The following is a 21,892-nucleotide window of genomic DNA, read 5'->3' as shown; positions in this document are numbered from 1 at the left end:
AAAAAGATGCGGTCGTAAAAACCGCATCTTCGATAACCAAGGATGATTTCGTTATTGTTGCTGGCCGGATTGCTGCTGCTGGGCCTGTCGAACCAGACGCTTGGTGATCTCTCCACCGACGGAACCGTTGGCACGGGCGGTGGAGGATTCCCCCAGCTGGACGCCGAATTCGGAAGCGATTTCTTCTTTGTACTGCTGGATCGCGGCGTTGGCTCCGGGGACCAACAACCGGTTGTTATTACGGTTGCGGGCCATTCTTTTTCACCTCCTGTACCCGTAGTTTGAAGCGGAGGCACAAGAACCATCCAATGCACATCCTTCCATGGAAATGGCATAAAAAAACGGAGGGCCGGCCCCTCCGTTTCTCGTCGTTCATCTTCGGCGCCGCCGACGTCTCGACACCGGCTCATCCAAGATCTCCTTTAAGATGACGGCCCGGCGCCAATCCTTCCGCTTCAGCGGTTCACCCAAAAGAGCGGCTTGCCGACGACCTTGCCTCTTTCCGGTTTTCCGAAGGACTTGGGGGGACAGATCCCGGGTCAATTCCCCGGACAGTTGAGCGGCGGGTGCGACGCCGGGGGTCGCACGGACCCGCGACAAAGTTCGGTTGCCGTCTTTCGGTTCACCGGGAGATTCCCGGCGATCCGAAACCACTTCTTCTTCGTCCCAGGGGTTGAACCAGGGCTTCCTTTTTTCCGTCCCGCTGTTCCCGTCCGCCCCGTCACGGAGGCGGCGCATAAAACCCGCGAGGAGAAAATACAGGATCGGGATGATGAGAATCCCGCCCATATCCAACAGATCCCCCAACCATTCCATCAGCCTACCTCCCCTCCCGAAGGGTTAACCGTGGGAAAGCGGATCATTCATCTTCATCGTCCGTTTTGGAGATGGATTTGCGCATATCCGTGTCCGCCATGACGTTTTGCATGTTGTAATAATCCATCACACCCAGTTTTCCGGCACGGAGAGCTTCCGCCATCGCCTCGGGAACCTTCGCTTCGGCTTCCACCACTTTGGCGCGCATTTCTTCCACGCGGGCCCGCATCTCCTGTTCCTTGGCCACCGCCATCGCCCGGCGCTCCTCGGCTTTGGCCTGGGCGATGTTTTTGTCCGCCTCGGCCTGGTCGGTTTGAAGTTCAGCCCCGATGTTTTTACCCACATCGACATCGGCGATGTCGATGGAGAGGATCTCAAAGGCGGTTCCCGAGTCCAGTCCTTTTTCCAGCACCGTATTGGAAATCAGGTCCGGATTTTCCAGAACGGCTTTGTGGCTCTCGGCGGAACCGTTGGTGGTCACGATCCCTTCACCGACACGGGCAATGATCGTCTCTTCACCCGCGCCCCCGACGAGGCGGTCAATATTGGCCCGAACCGTCACCCGGGCCCGCACTTTCACTTCAATGCCGTCTTTGGCCACGGCGGACACCACCGGCGTTTCAATCACTTTGGGATTGACGCTCATCTGGACGGCTTTCAGAACATCCCGCCCCGCCAGGTCAATGGCCGCCGCCCGTTCGAACAGCAGGTCGATGTCCGCCCGCTGCGCCGCGATCAAGGCATCCACCACACGATCCACGTTACCCCCGGCAAGATAATGTGTCTCCAATTTTTCAATCGTCACATCAAGACCCGCTTTTCTCGCTTTGATCAACGGATTGATGATGCGGGCGGGGATAATCCTCCTGAGGCGCATGCCGATCAGGGTGGTCAATCCCACATAAACCCCCGATGCCATGGCGGAGATCCACAACATGACCGGGACAAAGGTAAAGAGGACGGACAACGCCACAATCGCGATGACAGCGATAAACAGAATGGTCAATACACTCGCTTCCATATACATCCCCCTTCACATTTTTATACTTCGGGTTGATCCCGATTTTCCCCGGGAGCGGGTTCCACCGTTCTTACCACCACCCGGCCCCCCCGGACCTCCACAACTTCCACCGGTGTACCTGCGGGAATGAAGCCTCCTTCACTCACCACATCCCGGCGGACTCCCCCCACGATGGCCGCTCCGGCGGGTCGAAGGGGGGTGAGACTTTTCCCTCGTTTTCCCACCAACTCCGGTTGTTGTGTCCGGGAAACGTAACCCGTTTGGTTGTTTTGTTCCGAACTCAGGACCAACCGGTTCCAAAACCCTCTTGCACCGAAATAGCGGACAGCCAGCCACATTCCGACGGCCGTCCCCCCCATCGCAATCAAAAAGGAAGCCAGGCTGAACATCCGGTCGCTGGCCGCAGTGACCACCGCCGCGGCCAGCGACAGAAGACCCAGTATGCCGAAGATGCCGAACCCGGGCACGAAGATTTCAATGATCAAGAGGATCAGACCGGCCGCGAGCAACACGAAGGTCTCCGCTCCGGCGAATCCCGCCAAATAGTGACCGAAAAAATAAAGTCCGAAGGCTCCCAACCCAATCACTCCGGGAAACCCAAAGCCCGGCGTGAATACTTCGATGGCGATCCCTGCCAACCCGATCATAAACAAGATCGGAATCACGTAAGGGCTGGTCACAAACCGGGCCAGTCGTTCACTTGGCGTCAGCTCGACCCGGACAATGTCGGAAGCGGAAACGTTGAGAAACCGATACACCTCCTTTTCCCCGGAGACGATCCGGTCCGCCAGATCCTGCTTCACGGCCTGACGGGCGGAAAGACTGATCAATTCCCCTTTCTCTTTGACACCTTCAATCACCAGGTTCCGGTCCACCATGCCGGCGGCGATCTCAGGATCACGCCCCTGGGACTCTGCGGCCGCCCGCATGTTGGATTCCCAGAAAGCCACGGTTTTAGGGTCCGCGGTCCTGCCATCCAAGGTTCTCGGCTCCGCGGCCCCGATGGCGCTGCCGGGGGTCATCAGAATATGATCCGCATTCAGCGCGATGTAGGCACCTGCAGAAATGGCCTCGCCTTTTATGTAAACGGTGACAGGAATCTGCGACGCGCGAATCCGCTTGCCGATTTCAAGCGCCGCCCCCACATCCCCGCCGAGGGTGTCCATCTTCAGCACCACGGCTTTTGCTCCCACTTGGTCAGCTTCACGGAAAGCCCGGTCGAGAAACCGGGCCAATCCCCGTTCCACATTCTGTTCAAGGGGGACCCAGTACACCGGCCGCCCCCCGGTGTCTTCGGCGCCGACCCCGGGTGCCGCCACGGCAAAGGTGAAAACAGAGAGAAACAGGAGCACACCTGATACCAGCCTCTTCACCCACCATCACCTCCCCCCTATGGATTATACGGATGAATGGATCGTAAGTTTCGCCTATCCACTATTTTTAGCAGAAAAAAGATAAAAAAACACAGCGTTTGGGGGCGCTGTGTTTTACTGCAATTCTTCCTGAACCATCCGATTGACCCGCTTGCCGTCAGCACGTCCCTTCACCTTGGGCATGATGGCTTTCATCACCTTGCCCATGTCGGCTTTGGAAGAAGCTCCGGTTTCAGCGACAGTCTCCCGGACAATCTGCCGCAACTCCTCTTCGGTCAATTGTTCCGGCAGATACTGTTTCAGAACCGCGATCTCGTCCCGGGTTTTTTGAGCAAGGTCCTCCCTTCCGGCCTGCTCAAATTCATGGAGGGAGTCCTTGCGTTGCTTAAGCTCCTTGGAAACCACACCGAGTGCTTCCTCTTCATCCAGGGGGCGCTTCAGTTCGATTTCCTTGTTTTTCAGAGCGGAGCGGACCATCCGAAGGACGGAGAGAGTTAACTTATCTTTTTCTTTCATCGCGGTTTTCATATCCTGGTTCAACCGCTCAGTCAGGGTCACCTGGAGCTCCACCTCACTGTGTTATTTCCGTTTCCGAGCTGCGTCGGATTTTTTCTTGCGCTTGACGCTGGGTTTTTCGTAGAACTTGCGCTTCTTCACTTCCCGCATCGTCCCGTCTTTGGCGATGGACTTTTTGAAGCGGCGCAACGCTTTGTCCAGCGTTTCGTTTTTGCGAACGTGAACTTCCGCCATGGTTATCCCTCCCTCCGCGGGCTTCAAACGCCCGGGGTGAACCGCCGGGATGAAGCAAATCCTGATTGATGGCGGATACAAGCGAACGGTTCCAAAGAAGGAACAACTCGTACCCCGAACCAGACCAGTCCCTGCGGCATCACACAGACCCGATGCGTCGGGAATTAAAACACGTCTATTATACTACACGACCAAAAACAGTGTCAAAAGACATTAACCCGGAGGCCAGGTCAGAGACCGTCCTCCCAGCAGATGAAAATGGATGTGATGAACCGTTTGTCCGCCCTCTTCCCCGCAGTTGTTCACAATTCGAAAACCCCGTTCCGCGAGGCCGTTCTCTTCGGCGAGCCGGTTGATGGTGGAGAAAATTCGTCCCAGAAGGGCTCCGTCCTTCTCACCCAACTCCCGCACGGAGGGGATATGGGCTTTGGGAATCACCAACAGATGAACCGGTGCCTGGGCATGGATGTCCTTAAAAGCCAGTACGCTCTCATCTTCGTACACTTTTTCCGAGGGGACATCGCCCTTCACAATTTTGCAGAAAATACAATCCGACACGGTGATCACCTTCCTTCAGTTGCCCGTATTATATCAGAAAAAGGACACCCGGCGAAGCGGTTCGGGAAACAGGATCAACCATGGCCGGAAAAACATATATTGAGGTACGGATGCCCCGGAACTCACTTAAAGGAGGAAACCGACCGTGATTAGAAACCGTCGGCCGGAAAACCTGCACCGGTTGATCCGGGAAATCGTACAGGAGGAATTGGCCCGTTCCAGGAATGTAAAAGCCGGAGCGGAAGAAGAGCGAAGGGAGCCGCCGGAATCGGATGAACGGGAGATCCCCTTCAGAGGAACAGCGGAAATGCCCGGGGAGGAACCCGGACTGCTCCCACCCCGGGCGATTTTCGGTTCTCCCCGGCCCGCCCCCGACCGGCAAAAAAGGAAGACGGGGCGAAACACAGGGTGGGTGGGCCCCTTCGAACCGGATCACGGACTGGACCCTTCCCCCTATATGCCGCACAAACGCAGTCACCGTTGATGTGTTGGAGCCCCCAAGGGGGCTTTTTTCGGTACACGATCCCGCAGGGCTCACCACCGGACTGTCATGCCTGTCCTCTCTCCGCCATATACATGGATAACAGGCGGAGGAGGCTGTCCGATGAAAGAAATCGTCATTCCATTTGCGACAGGGTTGGCCATATTTTTGTTCGGGATGCAACTGATCCGGGTCGGGCTGCAGGAACTGGCGGCGGATCGGATGCAACGTTGGCTGTTGCGTTTCACCCGCACGCCGCTGCGCGGCTTTTGGACAGGCATGGTGGCCACTTTTTTTCTGCAGAGCAGCAGTGCGGTCACCGTCCTGACGATCGGTTTTGTCAACGCGGGACTCCTCACCTTCACCCAAACCATCGGCATCATCCTCGGTTCCAATATCGGGACCACCGTCACGACGGAAATCCTGGCCCTGAAAGTGGAAGATTTCGCCCTCCCGCTCATCCTGACCGGGGCTGCCCTTTATATGGTTCCCTGGAGAAAGGGGGCGGCACTGGGACTCGCCATCGGGGGATTTGGATGCATCTTTCTGGGAATGGAAGCGATGCAGTGGATCGCGGGACCCTTGAAAAGCCGGGGGTGGATTGCTGCGTTACTGGACAGCGGATACAATCCGGTGTGGTCGGGCCTGTTGTCGGGCACGCTCTTGACAGCCCTGATCCAGAGCAGCAGTGCGGCAGTGGCCATTACCATGGGTTTTTTCGCTACGGGAATGATCCCGCTCCCCTTTGCGGTCGCCGTGGTACTGGGCAGCAATGTGGGAACCTGCATCACCGGTTTTTTGGCTTCCATCGGTGCGGGACGCACCGCCAAACAGGTGGCTTTGGCACACCTCATGCTCAATCTGGGAGGGCTTCTCCTGTTCGCTCCCTGGGTCGGAACCATCGCCGGAATGGCTCACTGGCTTTCCCCTCATCCGGCGACTCAGATCGCCCATATTCAGACACTGTACAATGTCATCTGCTCCCTGTTCGTACTGCCCTTTTCCGGTCTCTTCGCACGGGGCATCACCCGGCTTCTCCCGGAACGGAATCCCTTATGGTCGGGCAAGCGGTTTGCCACGCATCCCCTCTTAAAATGGCATCAATAGTTGTCCGTCCCGCGTCCTCCGGTAACAATGGCCACGCCGGAGCTGGCGCCGATTCGATTCGCTCCCGCTTCGACCATTTTCATGGCGGTTTCACGGTCCCGGATCCCGCCTGAAGCTTTGACCCCCATCTCTGGACCCACCGTCCCGCGCATGAGCCTGACGGCTTCCACCGTCGCCCCGCCGGGACCGAACCCCGTGGAGGTCTTTACGAAACGGGCCCCCGCGGCTTTCGCCTTTTCACAGGCGACCCGGATTTCCTCCTCGTTCAGGAGACCGGTCTCGAGGATCACCTTGACCGGGACATCCTCCGCCGCTTCCACCACGGCGGCGATGTCGTTCCTGACCCCATCGATGTCCCCCGATTTCAGGGCCCCGATATTCATCACCATATCGATTTCTCCGGCCCCGTTTTCAATGGCGTTCCGGGTTTCAAACGCCTTGGTCTCGCTCGTGGTTGCACCCAGGGGAAAACCGATGACGGTACAAACTTTGACCCCCGTTCCACCCAAGCGCTGGAAGGCCCGGTTCACCCAATGGGGGTTGATGCAGACCGAAGCGAATCCGTACTCTTTTGCTTCTTCACACAGACGGTCCACCTGATCCGCCGTCGCTTCCGGTTTCAGAAGTGTATGGTCGATCATGGATGCCAATTTGTTTGCATTCATTTCAGTTTCCTTCCTTTCCGTCCACTTTGATTCCTAGACAATCGAAAGCTTTCAGCAATACATCGTGGTTGTTGTCGTAGCCTTCGGAGGATTGCCGGCGCCAAGCTTCTCCCGGTGTCAGCCATGCCACCTTCGATATTTCCGACAGTTGGGGGGTGGCCTTTCCTTCCTCCGCTTCAACCAAAAAATAATGGACTTCTTTCGCCACGTCCCCGTGATCGGGATGGAAGTAATGGTAGGTGATGGTTTTGAGAGGTCGGTCGATCCGTCCCCGGATCCCCGTCTCTTCCCGGATTTCCCGCAATGCTGTTTCTTCATAAGTCTCACCGGATTCCACCTTACCCTTGGGCAAGGTCCAGCGGGAATACCGGTCCTCGATCATCAAGATGGACAAACCCGCGTCGCTCTCTCTCCGGTAAACCACACCTCCCGCGGATACTTCCCTCACGGGATCACACCCCTTCCTGATGCTCCAGATTCTCTATTGGTTCAATGAAGCCCCTGCGAAACGATTTTAGCATATCCGCTCTGTCAACCGAATGAAAAAACCTCCCCTTCCCTCGCGGTCCCGCTGTGCACTCACAGAGCACAAGTCTCGCCGAAGCGGCTTTGGGTAATGCTGCCGCTCACTTTTTCACAACGCTTCCAGTCCCGCCTGGGTCGCTTCCCTCTCAGCGGCCCTGACTTCACCGGAATCCGTTTTTCATTAAAAGAGTGCATCGGAAGCGTTCCCCTTCCGGGGTATCTTTCCCCGAGGGAGCGAATTTCAAAGCCCAGACGGCGATAAAAACCGACGGCATCCCGGTCGGTCTCCGCCGTCACCTCCCGCATGCCTTCCTCCAGAATCCACTCACGAATGATTTTTCGGCCGATGAAGGGGGGTCGGTTCACCGCCTCCTGTTCGCTCAAATGGTCTCTCTCCTTTACTTCCCCGGTTTTTATCCTTCTTTCATTTCGTGCAAAACCGCTTCCACGGCACACTGAGGGGAGCAGCATTCTCCTTCCTGATTCTCCTCGTCGAGGTAGATCCCTTCAATCCCCAGTTCCCGACGGGCCTCATCCTCCGGGTTGAAGTGAAGGTCACAGACCGCACATCGTTTCAGGCGCGGGGTTTGATCCAGGAGCTGAATCAGTTCGCGAACTTCTTCTTCTCCCAAATTGAATTGCTCCAGGGCGAAATGGAGGAAGTGCTGCACCGTGTCAAAATACCGGATATCTTCCTGCACATAGGTCTGTTCGTTCCAAAAAGCCCAATTGCCGTCCGAAAGGCGCGTGATTTGAAAGCCGTCACCCAAGGGACGGGACGATTTCCTCAAGGCTTCGTATGTACCAAAACGGAGCTCTCTCGCCAAATTTTCCAGCAGTTCGCCGTCGACTTCTTCCAGGACGTCATTCCAATCGATGTCGTCCAGCGCGGACTCCCAGTCTTCCATGCTTCCCATGCTGTTGCCTCCTTTTCACGGGTGATCCGCTTCACGGGTGATCCGTGTCATGTTTTTTGCTGCCTTCCGCGGCGTAGTTAAAAGTATAGAGGAAATTTTTCAAGGATACAGCCTTTTTTCCAAAGAAAAACCGCCCCTTCAAGGGGCGGACTCGCCGTTTCGGTTTTAACCCGCTTTGTAAGGGCGCGGCACACGGTCCAGGGTCCGGACAAAGGTCCCTCTGCAGGTTTTGGAACCGGGTTCGTCCAGGCGGACCCGGCACACTTTGCCCACCAGGTCCTCGTTTCCGGGGAAGACGACCTGGAGGTAATTGTCGGAATACCCCATGTAGAGCCCGCTGTCGGGATCTTCTTTGTAAGGACGTTCCGGAATGACTTCCAGAACTTCCCCCACGTAATTCGAAGCGTATTCCAGGGCCAGACGGTCGGACAGCTGGATCAGTTTGGCAACGCGTTCCTGTTTCACATCCGCCGGCACCTGATCCTTCATCCGGGCGGCCGGAGTTCCGGTGCGGGTGGAATAGGGGAAGACATGGAGTTCGGAAAACCCGAGCTCTTCGATCAGGCGGTAACCGTTCTCGAACTGCTCTTCCGTTTCACCCGGGAAGCCCACGATCACGTCGGTGGTGATGGCTACCCCCGGCATGGCCTGATGAATGTGTTCGATTTTCCGTCGGTATTCGTCCACCGTATACCGGCGGCGCATCCGTTTCAAGACGGCGTCGTCCCCGGCTTGAAGCGGGATGTGCAGGTGGCGGCACATTTTGTCCGAGTGGTTGAGAACCTCGATGACCCGGTCATCGATTTGGCTCGCCTCGATGGAACTGATCCGGATCCGTTGCAGTCCTTCCACCTTGTCCAGATCCCACAGCAGATCGGCCAGCTTGTAATCCTCGAAGTCTTCTCCGTAGCCGCCGGTGTGAATCCCCGTCAGGACAATTTCCTTATATCCCGCATCCACCAGCTGACGGGCCTGCTTGAGGACGCTCTCCGGCTTGCGGCTGCGAAGGAGTCCCCGCGCCCATGGAATGATGCAGAAAGTGCAGAAGTTATTGCAGCCTTCCTGAATCTTCAGGGAAGCCCGGGTCCGTTCGGAAAAAGCGGGCACGTCCAGTTCCTCAAATTCCCGGGTTTTCATAATGTTTTTCACGGCATTGACCGGCTGGCGGGTACGACGGTGTTCCTCGATATAATCCAGGAGTTTCTCCCGCCCCTGGGTCCCCACCACCACATCAACGCCGGGAATCTGCAGGATTTCACCCGGGGAGGTCTGAGCGTAGCAACCCGTGACCGCCACAACGGCGTCGGGGTTTTTCCGGATGGCCCGGCGTATCATCTGCCGGCTTTTCCGGTCTCCGGTATTGGTCACCGTACACGTGTTGATCACATAAACATCCGCTTTGCGGTCAAAATCGACCTTCTCATAACCCTGACGTTGAAACAGTTGCCAGATGGCTTCCGTTTCGTACGCGTTCACTTTACATCCCAGTGTATGGAATGCCACCGTGCTCACAGTGGCTCACCTCCCATCTCTCCGTAAGAATAAAAGATACAGGACAATATGGCCAACGGTGCGGTTTCCGCGCGAAGGATCCGGGGTCCGAGATGGACGGGGACCGCGCCGGCGGAAGCCGCCTCCATCGCTTCGGCCTCCGTGAACCCCCCCTCGGGACCAATCACCACCAAAAAGCGACGGCCGACAGCCCCCTTCAGCGCATCGGCCAGGGATTGACCTTCCTTTTCATAAGCAAAAAGGACCCGGTCGTAGGAAGGGAACTTTTCCAACAAACCCCGCCAGTTCCCCGGAAGCTCCACCGGGGGGATTCTTCCGCGGTGGGACTGCTCCGCGGCTTCCTTGACGATGCGTTGCCAACGGATTTGTTTCTTGGCCGCTCTTTTCCCGTCCAGTTTCACCACCGTCCGGGCGGACGTAAACGGTAAAAAGGAGTCTGCTCCCAGCTCTGTCCCCTTTTGCAGCACCCACTCCAGTTTATCTCCCTTGGGGAGAGAAGAAGCCACCGATACCCGGACTCCGGGTTCTCCGGGAGAGGGCGAAGAGTCAATGATGCGGCACCGAACCTCATCGGTTCCGATCGATTCCACCTCGGTCAGATAATCGCGTCCCTGCCCGTCGCAACAGATCAACCGGTCTTCGGGAGACATCCGCAACACGTTTTTAATATGATGAACGTCATCGCCCCGGATCGTCACCCGATCCGGGCCGATCGCATCGGAATCGACAAAATACCTCTGCATAATCCACTCCCACTATCTTATCACGATCTTGCCGCCAGCGCCACCCAGTCCCCCTCGCACATCCTTTCCACTATCTGAAAACCGGCCTCCCGTATGGCCGAAACAACGTCTTCTTCTTTCTGGTGAATGATTCCGGAAGAGATAAAGCAACCGCCGGGCTTCACGACACGGGAAAGATCCCTTGTAAAGCGGAGAATGATTTCCGCCAGAATGTTGGAGATGACGAGATCCGCCTTCTCCTCCACTCCCTGCAGCAAATTTTCCCGACGAACGCGGATCCGGTCTCCCAGACCGTTCAGCCGGACATTTTGACGGGTGCTCTCGACCGCCAGGGGATCCAGATCCAATGCCAGCACATCTTCCGCCCCCAGCCGTGCGGCAGCGATGCTGAGAATGCCGCTTCCGCACCCGACGTCGATCACCCGCTCACCCGGCCGGAGATGCTTCTCCAGCAACATCAGGCTGAGGAGTGTGGTGGGATGAGAACCCGTCCCGAAAGCCATCCCGGGATCCAGTTCGATGACGGTCTCTTCCTCCGATCGGGGTTCATAGGTTTCCCAATGGGGTTTCACGGTGAGACGGGAAGAAACGTGAATCGGTTTCCAATACACTTTCCACGCTTCGGCCCAGGAATCCTCCGAGACCCGGCGGGTCGTAATTTTGGCCGGCCCTGGATCGATGCCGTGGACGGCCAGTTCCGCCACCGCCTTTTCCAGTTTTTCCTTGATCGAGGGATGAAAGTCCTTCTCCGAAAAATAACCTGAAATCCAAACCCCTTCATCCGGGTAATCCTCTTTGGACAACTCCACCCATTCTCCGAAGGGCGTCTCCCATTCCTTCGTCAGCACCGCGGCATCCAGCACCGCCGTCCCGTCGGCACCCGCTTCCAAGAGCAGATGGGAGACGGCCTCTTCTGCCTCCGCCGTCGTATGAACGCGAATTTCCACCCAATCCATAAGCTCAACTTCCTTTCGCAAAAAAAAGCGGGCATTTCTGCCCGTTCATTTCGTTCGTTGAACGGAGACCGGGTTTTGCGGGTACTTGTCGAAAGAGACCCGAAATCAGTCTCCGCTGAAGGCTCTTTTCATTTTATCAAAGAAATTGCTGTTTTGCTCGGAGATGTAGTCTCCACTCAGTCGGCCGAACTCCCGCAGGGTTTTTTTCTGCTCTTCCGTCAGCCGGGTCGGGGTGACCACCTTCACGCGAATCCGTTGGTCCCCCTGTCCCCGTCCGTACAAACGAGGCACTCCTTTTCCGCGAAGACGGAATTCCGAACCGGTCTGGGTGCCGGCAGGCACTTTCAGCTTGGCGCGGCCTTCGAGAGTGGGCACCACCACTTCGTCGCCCAGTGCGGCTTGAACGAAGGTGATCGGGAGCTCACAGGTGATGTCATCCCCCTCCCGCTTAAAGAACTCGTGGGGCTTCACTTTGATCGTAATGTAAAGGTCGCCGGGGGGGCCGCCGTTGATACCGGGCTCTCCTTCCCCGGAAATACGAAGCTGTTTCCCTTCGTCGATCCCCGGCGGAAGGTTGATATGAATTTTTTTCCGTTTTTTCACCTGACCGGTCCCGCCGCATTCGCTGCACTTGTTCTTGATAATCTTTCCGCGGCCGCCGCATTCCTGGCAGACCCGCTTGTTGACGATGCGTCCGAAAGGAGTGTTTTGAACGGTCTCCGATTGACCCGTTCCCCGACAGTGGCCGCAGGTTTCAGGCTGGGTTCCCGGCTGGGCCCCGGTGCCCCGGCAATCCCCGCAGGTTTCGGTTCGGGGAATGGAAATGTCCATTTCCTTGCCGAAGACCGCATCTTTGAAATCCACCGTCAAACGGTATTCCAAATCCGCGCCCTGACGGGGAGCATTGGGGTTCCGGCGCCCCCCGCCGCCGAAAAACATGTCAAAAATGTCGCCGAACCCGAAATCTCCGGCCCCTCCGCCGAAGCCGCCGGCCCCTCCACCGAAGCCTCCGGCGCCTGCCGCACCGGGATCCGCCGTTCCGAAACGGTCATAATTGGCTTTTTTCTGCGGGTCCCGAAGCACTTCATAGGCTTCGTTCACCTCTTTGAATTTTTGCTCCGCATCCGGTGATTTGTTGACGTCGGGATGGTATTTGCGGGCCAGCTTGCGGTAAGCCTTCCGGATCTCGTCACTCGACGCGTCCCGGCTGACGCCGAGAACTTCGTAATAATCTTTGTCACTCACCGGATCACCTCCCTCTTGTTACAGTTTATGACCTCCCGGCCAAAGGGGGTCCTGGTGACGGCCAAAGGGAAGGGAAAACGGAAAAGTCAAAGTCAGGGCGGCATTGCCCCGACTTTGACTTCCATCGGGGATTCTTATTTCTCCCCTTTATCCTCGTCGTCAACCACTTCGTAATCCGCATCCACGACATTGTCGTCGTTTTTGGAATCGCCTTTTGCCTGCTGGGCTTCCTGGGCTTGCTGGTAGAGCTTGACGGAAAGTTCCTGAACCACTTTTTCCAGTTCTTCGGAAGCTTTCTTGATTTCGTCGGTGTCGTCCCCTTCCAGGGCCTTCTTCAACTTGTCTTTGGCGTCATTCGCCTTGTTGATCTCATCCTTGTCCACTTTGTCCTCGAGATCTTTCAGCGTCTTCTCGGTGGTGAAGATCAGCTGATCGGCGTGGTTGCGGATTTCCACTTTTTCTTTCCGTTTTTTATCTTCTTCCGCGTATTCTTCCGCTTCCTTCACCATACGGTCGATCTCATCATCGGACAGGCCGCTGGAGGACTTGATGGTGATGGCCTGGCTCTTGCCGGTGGCCTTGTCTTTGGCGGAGACATTGACGATTCCGTTTCGGTCGATCTTGAAAGTCACTTCAATCTGCGGCACACCGCGGGGAGCCGGAGGAATGTCCGTCAGTTGGAAGCGGCCGAGGGTTTTGTTGTCCGCGGCCATTTCCCTTTCGCCTTGGAGAACGTGAATGTCCACCGCGGTCTGGTTGTCGGCGGCGGTGGAGAAAACCTGCGATTTCTCCGTGGGAATGGCGGTGTTCCGCTCGATCAGCTTGGTGAATACGCCGCCCAGGGTTTCGATCCCGAGAGAAAGCGGAGTGACATCCACCAGCACGACGTCTTTCACATCATCGGAAAGCACGCCCCCCTGGATGGCCGCCCCCATGGCCACCACTTCATCGGGGTTGACCCCTTTGCTCGGTTCCTTTCCGGTCAGCTTTTTGATCGCTTCCTGAACGGCCGGAATCCGGGTGGAACCCCCCACCAGGATCACCCGATCCACATCGGAAGGTTGCAGGCCGGCGTCTTTGAGTGCCTGGCGCGTCGGGCGCATGGTCCGTTCCACCAGTTCGGAGGAAAGCTCTTCGAACTTGGCCCGGGTCAGAGTGACCTCCAGGTGTTTCGGGCCGGAAGCGTCCGCGGTGAGGAACGGAAGGGAGATGGTGGTGGTGAGCACGCCGGACAGATCCTTTTTGGCTTTTTCCGCCGCGTCCTTCAGACGTTGCATGGCCATCCGGTCGTTGGAGAGGTCGATCCCGTGTTCCTTCTTGAACTCTTCAATCAGGTAATCGATAATCACCTGGTCAAAATCGTCCCCGCCCAGGCGGTTGTCTCCACTGGTCGCCTTCACTTCGAACAGACCGTCGCCGATCTCCAGAATGGAGACATCGAAGGTGCCGCCGCCCAAGTCGAAGACAAGGATGGTCTGCTCCTGGTCCTTTTTGTCAATCCCGTAGGCCAGGGCGGCCGCCGTCGGTTCGTTGATGATCCGCAGGACCTCCAAGCCGGCGATTTTGCCCGCGTCCTTGGTCGCCTGACGCTGGCTGTCGTTAAAGTAGGCCGGAACGGTGATCACGGCTTGGGTCACATCTTCCCCCAGATAGGCTTCTGCATCCTGCTTCAATTTTTGCAGGATCATGGCGGAGATTTCCTGAGGCGTGTATTCCTTATCCCCGAGCTTTTCCTTGTGGTCGGTCCCCATGTAACGTTTGATGGAGCTGACCGTTTGATCGGGGTTGGTGATGGCTTGGCGTTTAGCGGCTTCCCCCACCAACCGTTCGCCGGATTTGGAAAACCCGACCACGGAAGGAGTCGTTCGTCCCCCTTCGGCGTTGGGAATGACTGTCGGTTCGTCCCCTTCCATAAATGCAACGCAAGAGTTGGTGGTTCCCAAATCGATTCCGATTACTTTACCCATCGCAATTGTAACCTCCTTATCGGACTCCTGTATCCCGAGCAATTTCTGCTGAATTGGATTTTTCTTTTGTCAAGAGCTGACTTTGACCATCGAAGGACGGATGACCCGGTCTTTGAACCGGTATCCTTTCTGCAGCTCTTCCACAACCATCCCCGGTTCCACTCCTTCGGCTTCCACTTCCATCACGGCATTGTGCTCGTGTGGGTTGAACTCAAGCCCCTCGGCTTCAATGGGAGTCAAGCCGTGTTCTTCCAGGGACTGGAGCAATTGCCGGTACACCATTTCCACGCCCTGATGGAGAGCCTTGGCATCCTCGCTTTTCCCGCCGGCTTCCAGGGCTCGTTCCAGATTGTCCAGTACGGGGAGAAGCTTTTCCACCAGGGGAACGGCCGCATATTTGGCCAGTTCCTCCCGTTCTTTTTTGGCCCTCCGTCGGAAGTTTTCCAGATCCGCTGCGGAGCGGAGTGCCCGTTCCTCATTCTCTTCGGCTTCTTTTTTCCACTTGGCGGTTTCTTTTTTCGCCTCTTCCGCCTCTCCCTTTACTTTTTCCAGCTCTTCCTCCAGCAACTGGAAGACCAACTCCGGGTTTTCCGGCAAAACTTCTTTTTCCGGTTCCGAAGGAGCCTTTTCATCCGGTAGAGGGTCATTATGTAAGGCTTCCTTGTCCTCCTGGTCAACCCTCTCCTTTTCCGGCTGCTCTTTCTGTTGCCGTTCCAGGGCTTCCTTCCTTTTTCTCAGTTCCCTTGCGGTGACGGGACGGCGCTCCCCGCCCTCTTGGTTGAAATCATTGGACGTCATGGTCTCACCTCGTCTCTCATCTTCACCACGGTATGGATCCGAAGGATGGCCGTGCTGACTTCCCCTGCAGCCTGCAGAGCGTGGTATTTTACCGGGAGGGGGTCGACCACTCCCATATCCACCACATCGCAGACAACGCCGCGGTCACAATCCAGTCCCAAAGCCGCGGTGGTCCGCTTCCACTGGAGAGCTTTCACCTCTTCCACTTTCTCCAGCGGATTGAATCCCGCATTGGCCACCACCTGAGCCATGGGCCGTTGCAGGGCCTCGGCCACGGCGGTGACCCCGAAAGCTTCCATCCCCTGAATGGTATCCCCGTACTTCTCCACTTCCCGTGCCAGAGCCAGTTCAGCCGCGCCGCCGCCGGGCAGGAAGCCGCCCCGGACCGCCGCCTGCACCGCCGCAGCCGCGTCTTTGGTGATCCGCTCCCGTTCCTCGATCACTTGTTCCGTGGATGCGCTGACGAGAATCGTGGCGAAGGGTTTGCCCTGCCCGCCGGTCACCCGGATGCGGCCCAGCCGCCCGTTATCTTCCATTTCTTCGGCGAAGCCGCACAAAGGCTTCAGATCCTCCGGTGAACGCTTGAGCCCGTTCCGTTTCAAAACACGGGCCCCGGTGTGGTCCGCCACCCGGTCGAGATCGCTCCGGGCCACCTGTTGGGCAATCACGATTCCCGCATCCGACAACCATTCTTCCGCCGCCGGATCCGCTTCTCCTTCCACCATGACCAGACCCACATCCAAATCGATCAGTTTCAGAACCGTTTGTTCAAAGGCCTCTCTCATTTTCTCCTGTTTGGCAAATCCAGCTTCCGTTCCCAGTGCTTCCTCATCCACCGGCTCCGGCCGGAAGTCGTCGGCCAGGACCAGAATGCGAACTCCCGCGTCTAATTCAGGGGTTCGAAGATTGACCCGTCCCCTCGGGACCAAAAGACCGGCGAAGACGCCGCTTTCCGCCCGGGGGTGGGCCACCACGGCTTCAGACAGCCGAAAATCTTTGTTCAGGAGTTTTTCCCGGCCCACCAGGATGGAGGCTTCCATGACCAGTTCCGTGATATCCTCCTGTTCCCGGCCTGCCGTGTAGGCGATCCGCTGAAGCCATTCATCCTCCAAATCCCAGATCGGTTGGGCCATGTCCTGCATTTTTTCCAAAGCAAAGTGAACACCGCGGCGGATTCCTGCGATGACTTTTGCAACGGGAACCCCACGATTCACCTGCTTCACGCCTTCCTCCACCAGAGCCGCCGCCAGCAGGGTGGCTGTTGTGGTTCCGTCCCCCACTTCCTCCTGCTGAGCCCTGGCGATTCCGGCCACCATCCGGGCCGCGGGATGGTGGATTTCCATCCGGTTGAGAATGGTGACCCCGTCATTGGTCACAATCACTTCACCGGCGTCGTTCACCAGCATGGTGTCCAGCCCCTTGGGCCCCAGGGTGCCTTGTACCGCTTCCGCCACTTTACGGACCGCTTCGGCATTGGCGGACAGTGCCCCTGAATACGGGGAACGGTCCTGTTTCGGGGCGATGGGTTCATCCTGACGTTCCATGAATCCGGTCCCACCTTCTGTTGGGTATCTGCACAGGGAAAGGGGGCGCGGGACCCCCGGAAAAAAGCCGGCAACTCGATTTTATCTCAACGCTTGGAGCATTATGCTCCCTCGATGACAGAACCCATTCGACTCCCGTCATTTGTAAAGGTCGCGCAGATGTTTGGAGAAATCGCGCGTCAATACGTCGAGCAAACTGACCACCTTCTGGTAATCCATGCGTGTCGGGCCCAAAACGCCGATGGTCCCGAGGGAGCGGCCATCCAGCAGGAAAGAAGCGGAAACGATACTGCAATGGCTTACCGCTTCCAAATGGTTCTCGTAACCGATCTTGATTTGCACTCCGGTGTCCCGGGTGGTAAACAGACGGGTGACCGTCTCGGTCTCCTCCAAGAGTTCCATGAGGCTTTTCACTTTCTCTACATCTTTGAATTCCGGCTGATTCAAAATGTGGGTCGTCCCGCTTGTGAACACCCGGCTCTCCAGTTCGGAGGCCAACATCTGATCGATCATGGCCAGAAGGTATTCGTAATTTTCCACATGTCGGCTGAGTTCCTCAAAAAGCTCCTTGTAGACCGTCCGTTTCAGACGGTAAAGCGGAACACCGGACAGCTTGGTGTTCAGGAGGTTCACCGTCTGCTCGATGGAAGAAAGGGAGACCCCCTCCGGCACCGTGATTTGCCGCTGATCCACGTGTCCGGTGTCCGTCACCAGAATGGCCACGGCGAGGCGATCATTGAGGGGGATCACCTGCAGGTGCTTCAATTTGTTATCGTATAATTCCGGACCCAGCATGATCGAGGTATAATTCGTGATTCGGGACAAAATGGACACCGTCTGTTGAATGGTCTGTTCCAGGGCATCCATCTGTGAAGTAAACAACCGGCGGATCGCCAACAAGTCCGACCGCTTGAGGCGTTCGGGCACCATCAGGTGATCCACATAATAACGGTAGCCGGACTGACTCGGGATGCGGCCGGCAGATGTATGCGGCTGTTCCAAAAAGCCCATCTCTTCCAAGTCGGCCATCTCATTTCGAATCGTGGCCGCGCTGAACCCCATGTCCTCCCGTTTGGATACGGTACGGGAACCCACCGGTTCAGCGTTGACGATATATTCATCCACCACGGCACGGAGGATTTTTTTCTGCCGCTCGGATAACATCTGCCTCCCCCCTTTGTTAGCACTCCGATAACTCGAGTGCTAAGCCTGCTTTATTTAAGGTATCAAACCCCTTTCCCGTTGTCAACGCTGAGGTCCCGCCATCAGGCGCCTTCTCCCAAAAAGGAGGCAAATGCTTCGTTTCCGAAGAGAAGCCCCTGCTCTGTCAGCCGATACCGGTCCCCTTCCAAACAAATCAGACCCCGGCGGGTCAGAGTGTCCAGCACCGAGCCGAAAACCTTCTCCGGTTCCTTCCCGTACAGCCTGGAAAAGTGCTTCCGACTTACTCCGTCGAGCAGCCGGAGCCCCAGGAGGAAATGGTTCTCCATCGCTTCGTCTTTAAAAACGGTGTGGCTTTCGGCCACCGGCCGGCGGGATCGGACCAGCCGGATGTATTCACCCACTCCGCGCACATTGGCATGCCGGATCCCCTTCGCATAGCCATGGGCTCCCGCCCCCAGCCCGTAATAGGGCAGGTTGAGCCAGTAGACGGTATTGTGCCGGCTTTCCCTTCCGGGGCGGCAGAAATTGCTCACCTCATACTGTCGGAAGCCCGCCTCTTCCAACCGACGGCGGGTCAGAAGGTACATCTCCAGTTCCTCGTCTTCCGTGGGAAGGGGAAGTTTCCCCCGGAGGAGTTGATGGTGAAACACCGTCCCCTCTTCCACCTTCAGACTGTAGACGGAGAAGTGTTCGGGAGAAAGGGCGAGCCCCCTTTGCAGCGCTTCCTCCACATCGGCGACGGTCTGTTCGGGCAATCCGAACATCAGGTCCAGGGAGATATTGTCGATCCCGACGGCCCGGGCCTGTTCCACACTCTGTTCAATATCTTCCACCGAATGAACGCGGCCGATCTTGGCCAAAAGATCCGGTCGGAAGGTCTGGGCTCCGATACTGAGACGGTTGACGCCTCCTTCTTTCATGACCGCCAGTTTTTCAGGGGTCAACGTGCCCGGATTGGCCTCCACCGTGAATTCCAGATCTTCCGACCGGTCGGGAAAACGGCGCCGGATGGCCTCCATCAACCGTTCCAACTGAACCGGGGTAAGGACGGTGGGAGTTCCCCCTCCGATGAAAATGGTCTCAATGGTTTCCGGAGGAATCTCCTTGACCGTCCGGATCATCTCTTCCTCCAGGGCATCCAGGTACTCGTCGACGGGCTGGCCTCCCACCACGTAGGCGGTGAAATCGCAGTAGTGGCACTTATGACTGCAAAAGGGGATATGAATATAGACCGAACGGGGGATCACAGAGGCACCTCCTTCCCAAAAAGAGCGGCAAACCTCCGTTGCCGCTCACGGTTTCCCGATCATTTGGAGTCGGAATCGTCCATCTGGAGCACCGCCATAAACGCTTCCTGGGGCACTTCCACGTTTCCGACCGCCTTCATCCGCTTTTTCCCTTCCTTTTGTTTCTCCAACAGCTTCCGTTTCCGGGAAACATCGCCGCCGTAACATTTGGCCAGCACGTTTTTCCGCTGCGCCCGGATGGTTTCCCGGGCCACCACCTTGTTGCCGATCGCGGCCTGAACCGGGACTTCAAACATCTGCCGGGGGATCAGTTTTTTCAGCTTTTCCACCAGTTGGCGGCCGCGGTGGTAGGCTTTGTCCCGGTGAACGATGAATGAAAGGGCGTCCACGGGCTCGCCGTTCAAAAGAATGTCCATCTTCACCAAGTTGGACGTCTTGTAACCGGAGAGCTCGTAATCGAAGGAAGCGTACCCTTTGGTTCCCGACTTGAGCTGGTCGAAGAAATCGTAGACGATTTCCGCCAGAGGCAGTTGGTAAGTGATGTTGACCCGGTTGGCGTCCAGGTACTCCATATCGACATATTCGCCCCGCTTGGACTGGCACAGCTCCATCACCGCCCCGACGAAGTCGTTGGGCACCATGATGGACGCCCGGACATAGGGCTCTTCCACATGGTCGATCTGTTGTTGGGGCGGCATATGGGTCGGGTTTTCAATCTCCAGCTTTTCCCCGTCGGTTTTGTAAACGTGGTAGACCACGCTGGGAGCGGTGGTGATCAGGGGGATATTGTATTCCCGCTCGATCCGCTCCTGAATGATCTCCATGTGCAACAGACCGAGAAATCCGCACCGGAACCCGAAGCCCAAGGCTCCGGAGGTTTCCGGTTCGTAGCGCAGGGAGGCATCGTTCAGTTCCAGCCTCTCCAGAGCTTCCCGGAGATCGTCATAATCCCCTGAATCGACAGGGTACATGCCGCAGTAGACCATCGGGTTGATCTTCCGGTAACCGGGAAGGGGCTCCGGCGCCGGTCTCAAAGCGTCGGTGATGGTGTCTCCCACCCGGGTGTCCTTCACGTTTTTGATGGAAGCCACCATGAAGCCAACCTCGCCCACTGTCAACTCGTCCCGGGGAACGGGTTTCGGCGCGAATACCCCGACCTCCGCCACTTCGAACTCTTTGCCGGTGGCCATCATCCGCACCTTCATCCCTTTGCGGATCGAACCGTCCACCACCCGGATGTAGGTGATCACCCCGCGGTAAGCGTCGTAGACCGAATCGTAGATGAGGGCTTTGAGCGGTGCCTCAGGATCACCGGAGGGCGGCGGCACCTTCTCCACAATCTGTTCCAGGATCTCCTCAATCCCGATCCCCTCTTTGGCGGAGGCATGCACCGCGTCCGCGGTGTCCAGCCCGATCAGCTCTTCCACTTCCTGTTTGACCCGCTCCGGTTCCGCGCTGGGAAGATCGATCTTGTTGATCACCGGGAGGATCTCCAGGTCGTTATCCAGAGCGAGGTAGACATTGGCCATCGTCTGCGCCTCCACCCCCTGGGCGGCATCCACGACAAGAAGCGCCCCCTCGCAGGCAGCCAGACTCCGGGATACCTCATAGGTGAAATCCACGTGTCCGGGGGTGTCGATCAGGTTGAGGATATACTCCTTCCCGTCCTTTGCTTTGTAGGGCAGCCGGACGGATTGCAACTTGATGGTGATCCCCCGTTCCCGCTCCAGATCCATCGTATCCAGGTACTGATCCTGTTTTTCACGTTCGCTGAGTGCCCCGGTGTATTCCAAAATCCGGTCGGCCAGGGTCGACTTTCCGTGGTCGATATGAGCAATGATCGAGAAGTTTCGGATCCTCTCTTGTTGCCGTTTTGACACGTCACTCATTCGGTTCCCTCCTGAACGGAAAACGAGCACAAGACTGCATCCTGTATATTATAGCAATCTGTACCGGCCGGGACAACGGAGGAAGAGGGGGAATCCCGAGAGGAAAAAACCCCCGGATTTTCCGGGGGGTGGTTCACTGCAGGGCATCTTCGATCCAGCCGGCCACGTGGTTCAGCACGTTGCGGGTGACGGATTTGAGTCCCTCGCCGGTCTGGTTTCCGGCCCGGGAGAGCCAGCTCCCGTCTGCGGGTGCAGAAGGGGGGGGTTTCTCCGCTTCTTCGGGCTCTTTCTTTTCTTCTTCCTCCGGTTCCCGGTTGATCACCACCGGGCTATCGGTTTCGTAGACGTGTCCCAGCACCGAGATTTCCACTCCACCGTCATCGGGGGTGATATGGACAGCCCTCGGAGCCTCCGGACTTCCCTGCATCCGATGGATGTTTTGTTCCGCCGTGTCAATTCCGAGGAAGATCCCGAACATCAGGACCATCATCAGTGCCAGAACCTGAATCATCAGCCGCATCCCAATCCCCCCTTTAACGGTTCATTCGCCAAGCATGTAGATAAACCTCATATCGGGTCAGCAAACCGTGTTTGCCACGCTCCGGTTGTACTCA

The 21,892-nt window shown here is 57.1% G+C and carries 24 protein-coding genes; 2 read left to right on the top strand and 22 right to left on the bottom strand.

What is annotated here, in order from left to right:
- Positions 1-51: 51 nt before the first annotated feature.
- From C8P63_RS00425 to C8P63_RS00395, 7 genes are all read right to left on the bottom strand, one after another.
- Complete coding sequence (locus C8P63_RS00425; protein WP_108021357.1) at positions 52-255, bottom strand: alpha/beta-type small acid-soluble spore protein; 204 nt, start codon at positions 253-255, stop codon at positions 52-54.
- A 117-nt stretch (positions 256-372) separates the two neighbouring features.
- Positions 373-816, bottom strand: a complete 444-nt coding sequence (locus tag C8P63_RS00420; RefSeq protein ID WP_108021356.1) for a hypothetical protein — start codon at positions 814-816, stop codon at positions 373-375.
- 43 nt (positions 817-859) lie between these two features.
- Positions 860-1,837, bottom strand: a complete 978-nt coding sequence (gene floA / locus C8P63_RS00415; RefSeq protein ID WP_108021355.1) for a flotillin-like protein FloA — start codon at positions 1,835-1,837, stop codon at positions 860-862.
- Positions 1,838-1,857: 20 nt separating this feature from the next.
- On the bottom strand, positions 1,858-3,210 hold the full coding sequence (locus C8P63_RS00410) for an NfeD family protein (protein WP_108021354.1): 1,353 nt from the start codon (positions 3,208-3,210) through the stop codon (positions 1,858-1,860).
- Positions 3,211-3,324: 114 nt separating this feature from the next.
- Positions 3,325-3,768, bottom strand: a complete 444-nt coding sequence (locus C8P63_RS00405) for a GatB/YqeY domain-containing protein (RefSeq protein WP_108021353.1) — start codon at positions 3,766-3,768, stop codon at positions 3,325-3,327.
- 21 nt (positions 3,769-3,789) lie between these two features.
- Positions 3,790-3,960, bottom strand: coding sequence for a 30S ribosomal protein S21 (gene rpsU / locus C8P63_RS00400; RefSeq protein ID WP_108021352.1), 171 nt, complete (start codon positions 3,958-3,960; stop codon positions 3,790-3,792).
- Between the two features lie 213 nt (positions 3,961-4,173).
- Positions 4,174-4,518 (bottom strand): histidine triad nucleotide-binding protein, encoded by a 345-nt coding sequence (locus C8P63_RS00395; RefSeq protein ID WP_108021351.1) that lies wholly within the window; start codon positions 4,516-4,518, stop codon positions 4,174-4,176.
- 145 nt (positions 4,519-4,663) lie between these two features.
- Between C8P63_RS00395 and C8P63_RS00390 the strand changes: the two genes are divergently transcribed.
- A complete protein-coding gene (locus C8P63_RS00390) occupies positions 4,664-5,002 on the top strand; it encodes a hypothetical protein (protein ID WP_108021350.1) in 339 nt (112 codons plus the stop codon).
- A 120-nt stretch (positions 5,003-5,122) separates the two neighbouring features.
- Entirely contained in the window at positions 5,123-6,106 is a 984-nt protein-coding gene (locus C8P63_RS00385; protein ID WP_108021349.1) for a Na/Pi cotransporter family protein, read from the top strand.
- Here the strand turns inward: C8P63_RS00385 and deoC are convergent.
- The 15 genes from deoC to C8P63_RS00310 all read right to left on the bottom strand — a co-directional run bounded on the left by deoC (position 6,100) and on the right by C8P63_RS00310 (position 21,798).
- Complete coding sequence (gene deoC, locus C8P63_RS00380; protein WP_108021348.1) at positions 6,100-6,771, bottom strand: deoxyribose-phosphate aldolase; 672 nt, start codon at positions 6,769-6,771, stop codon at positions 6,100-6,102. The two genes, C8P63_RS00385 and deoC, sit on opposite strands and share 7 nt — an antisense overlap.
- A 1-nt stretch (position 6,772) precedes the next feature.
- Positions 6,773-7,219: an NUDIX hydrolase gene (locus C8P63_RS00375; protein ID WP_108021347.1), complete on the bottom strand. Its 447-nt coding sequence runs from the start codon at positions 7,217-7,219 to the stop codon at positions 6,773-6,775.
- Between the two features lie 131 nt (positions 7,220-7,350).
- Positions 7,351-7,680, bottom strand: coding sequence for a GNAT family N-acetyltransferase (locus C8P63_RS00370; RefSeq protein ID WP_108021346.1), 330 nt, complete (start codon positions 7,678-7,680; stop codon positions 7,351-7,353).
- Between the two features lie 29 nt (positions 7,681-7,709).
- On the bottom strand, positions 7,710-8,213 hold the full coding sequence (locus C8P63_RS00365; RefSeq protein WP_108021345.1) for a hypothetical protein: 504 nt from the start codon (positions 8,211-8,213) through the stop codon (positions 7,710-7,712).
- A gap of 165 nt (positions 8,214-8,378) precedes the next feature.
- Positions 8,379-9,725: a tRNA (N(6)-L-threonylcarbamoyladenosine(37)-C(2))-methylthiotransferase MtaB gene (gene mtaB / locus C8P63_RS00360; protein ID WP_108021344.1), complete on the bottom strand. Its 1,347-nt coding sequence runs from the start codon at positions 9,723-9,725 to the stop codon at positions 8,379-8,381.
- Positions 9,722-10,468 (bottom strand): 16S rRNA (uracil(1498)-N(3))-methyltransferase, encoded by a 747-nt coding sequence (locus C8P63_RS00355; protein ID WP_108021343.1) that lies wholly within the window; start codon positions 10,466-10,468, stop codon positions 9,722-9,724. The genes mtaB and C8P63_RS00355 overlap by 4 nt, the downstream gene beginning before the upstream one ends.
- Positions 10,469-10,488: 20 nt before the next feature.
- Positions 10,489-11,424, bottom strand: coding sequence for a 50S ribosomal protein L11 methyltransferase (gene prmA / locus C8P63_RS00350; protein WP_108021342.1), 936 nt, complete (start codon positions 11,422-11,424; stop codon positions 10,489-10,491).
- Between the two features lie 105 nt (positions 11,425-11,529).
- The gene (gene dnaJ, locus C8P63_RS00345) at positions 11,530-12,669 is read right to left on the bottom strand and encodes a molecular chaperone DnaJ (protein WP_108021341.1); all 1,140 of its coding nucleotides are present in this window, start codon (positions 12,667-12,669) and stop codon (positions 11,530-11,532) included.
- Between the two features lie 134 nt (positions 12,670-12,803).
- Complete coding sequence (dnaK, locus tag C8P63_RS00340) at positions 12,804-14,636, bottom strand: molecular chaperone DnaK (protein WP_108021340.1); 1,833 nt, start codon at positions 14,634-14,636, stop codon at positions 12,804-12,806.
- Positions 14,637-14,705: 69 nt separating this feature from the next.
- Entirely contained in the window at positions 14,706-15,434 is a 729-nt protein-coding gene (grpE, locus tag C8P63_RS00335; protein WP_108021339.1) for a nucleotide exchange factor GrpE, read from the bottom strand.
- Positions 15,431-16,978, bottom strand: a complete 1,548-nt coding sequence (locus tag C8P63_RS00330) for a TCP-1/cpn60 chaperonin family protein (protein ID WP_108021338.1) — start codon at positions 16,976-16,978, stop codon at positions 15,431-15,433. Before C8P63_RS00330 ends, grpE begins: the two co-directional genes overlap by 4 nt.
- A 138-nt stretch (positions 16,979-17,116) precedes the next feature.
- On the bottom strand, positions 17,117-18,142 hold the full coding sequence (hrcA, locus tag C8P63_RS00325) for a heat-inducible transcriptional repressor HrcA (protein ID WP_108021337.1): 1,026 nt from the start codon (positions 18,140-18,142) through the stop codon (positions 17,117-17,119).
- A 101-nt stretch (positions 18,143-18,243) separates the two neighbouring features.
- Positions 18,244-19,389 (bottom strand): radical SAM family heme chaperone HemW, encoded by a 1,146-nt coding sequence (gene hemW / locus C8P63_RS00320; protein WP_108021336.1) that lies wholly within the window; start codon positions 19,387-19,389, stop codon positions 18,244-18,246.
- A gap of 59 nt (positions 19,390-19,448) precedes the next feature.
- Positions 19,449-21,278: a translation elongation factor 4 gene (lepA, locus tag C8P63_RS00315; protein WP_108021335.1), complete on the bottom strand. Its 1,830-nt coding sequence runs from the start codon at positions 21,276-21,278 to the stop codon at positions 19,449-19,451.
- Positions 21,279-21,411: 133 nt separating this feature from the next.
- Positions 21,412-21,798, bottom strand: a complete 387-nt coding sequence (locus C8P63_RS00310) for a DUF3679 domain-containing protein (RefSeq protein WP_108021334.1) — start codon at positions 21,796-21,798, stop codon at positions 21,412-21,414.
- Between the last annotated feature and the right edge of the window lie 94 nt (positions 21,799-21,892).

It is taken from the genome of Melghirimyces profundicolus (assembly GCF_003054245.1).
GTDB classification, from domain to species: domain Bacteria; phylum Bacillota; class Bacilli; order Thermoactinomycetales; family DSM-45169; genus Melghirimyces; species Melghirimyces profundicolus.
This window is presented reverse-complemented; position numbering and strand designations above follow the sequence as displayed.

What these genes read in the sequence shown, in the direction of transcription:
- C8P63_RS00420 (WP_108021356.1), bottom strand. Translation starts at nt 816, where the DNA reads ATGGAATGGTTGGGGGATCTGTTGGATATGGGCGGGATTCTCATCATC.
- C8P63_RS00310 (WP_108021334.1), bottom strand. Translation starts at nt 21,798, where the DNA reads ATGCGGCTGATGATTCAGGTTCTGGCACTGATGATGGTCCTGATGTTC.
- C8P63_RS00385 (WP_108021349.1), top strand. Translation starts at nt 5,123, where the DNA reads ATGAAAGAAATCGTCATTCCATTTGCGACAGGGTTGGCCATATTTTTG.
- C8P63_RS00425 (WP_108021357.1), bottom strand. Translation starts at nt 255, where the DNA reads ATGGCCCGCAACCGTAATAACAACCGGTTGTTGGTCCCCGGAGCCAAC.
- deoC (WP_108021348.1), bottom strand. Translation starts at nt 6,771, where the DNA reads ATGAATGCAAACAAATTGGCATCCATGATCGACCATACACTTCTGAAA.
- C8P63_RS00355 (WP_108021343.1), bottom strand. Translation starts at nt 10,468, where the DNA reads ATGCAGAGGTATTTTGTCGATTCCGATGCGATCGGCCCGGATCGGGTG.
- C8P63_RS00365 (WP_108021345.1), bottom strand. Translation starts at nt 8,213, where the DNA reads ATGGGAAGCATGGAAGACTGGGAGTCCGCGCTGGACGACATCGATTGG.
- dnaK (WP_108021340.1), bottom strand. Translation starts at nt 14,636, where the DNA reads ATGGGTAAAGTAATCGGAATCGATTTGGGAACCACCAACTCTTGCGTT.
- C8P63_RS00330 (WP_108021338.1), bottom strand. Translation starts at nt 16,978, where the DNA reads ATGGAACGTCAGGATGAACCCATCGCCCCGAAACAGGACCGTTCCCCG.
- lepA (WP_108021335.1), bottom strand. Translation starts at nt 21,278, where the DNA reads ATGAGTGACGTGTCAAAACGGCAACAAGAGAGGATCCGAAACTTCTCG.
- floA (WP_108021355.1), bottom strand. Translation starts at nt 1,837, where the DNA reads ATGGAAGCGAGTGTATTGACCATTCTGTTTATCGCTGTCATCGCGATT.
- prmA (WP_108021342.1), bottom strand. Translation starts at nt 11,424, where the DNA reads ATGGATTGGGTGGAAATTCGCGTTCATACGACGGCGGAGGCAGAAGAG.
- grpE (WP_108021339.1), bottom strand. Translation starts at nt 15,434, where the DNA reads ATGACGTCCAATGATTTCAACCAAGAGGGCGGGGAGCGCCGTCCCGTC.
- rpsU (WP_108021352.1), bottom strand. Translation starts at nt 3,960, where the DNA reads ATGGCGGAAGTTCACGTTCGCAAAAACGAAACGCTGGACAAAGCGTTG.
- hrcA (WP_108021337.1), bottom strand. Translation starts at nt 18,142, where the DNA reads ATGTTATCCGAGCGGCAGAAAAAAATCCTCCGTGCCGTGGTGGATGAA.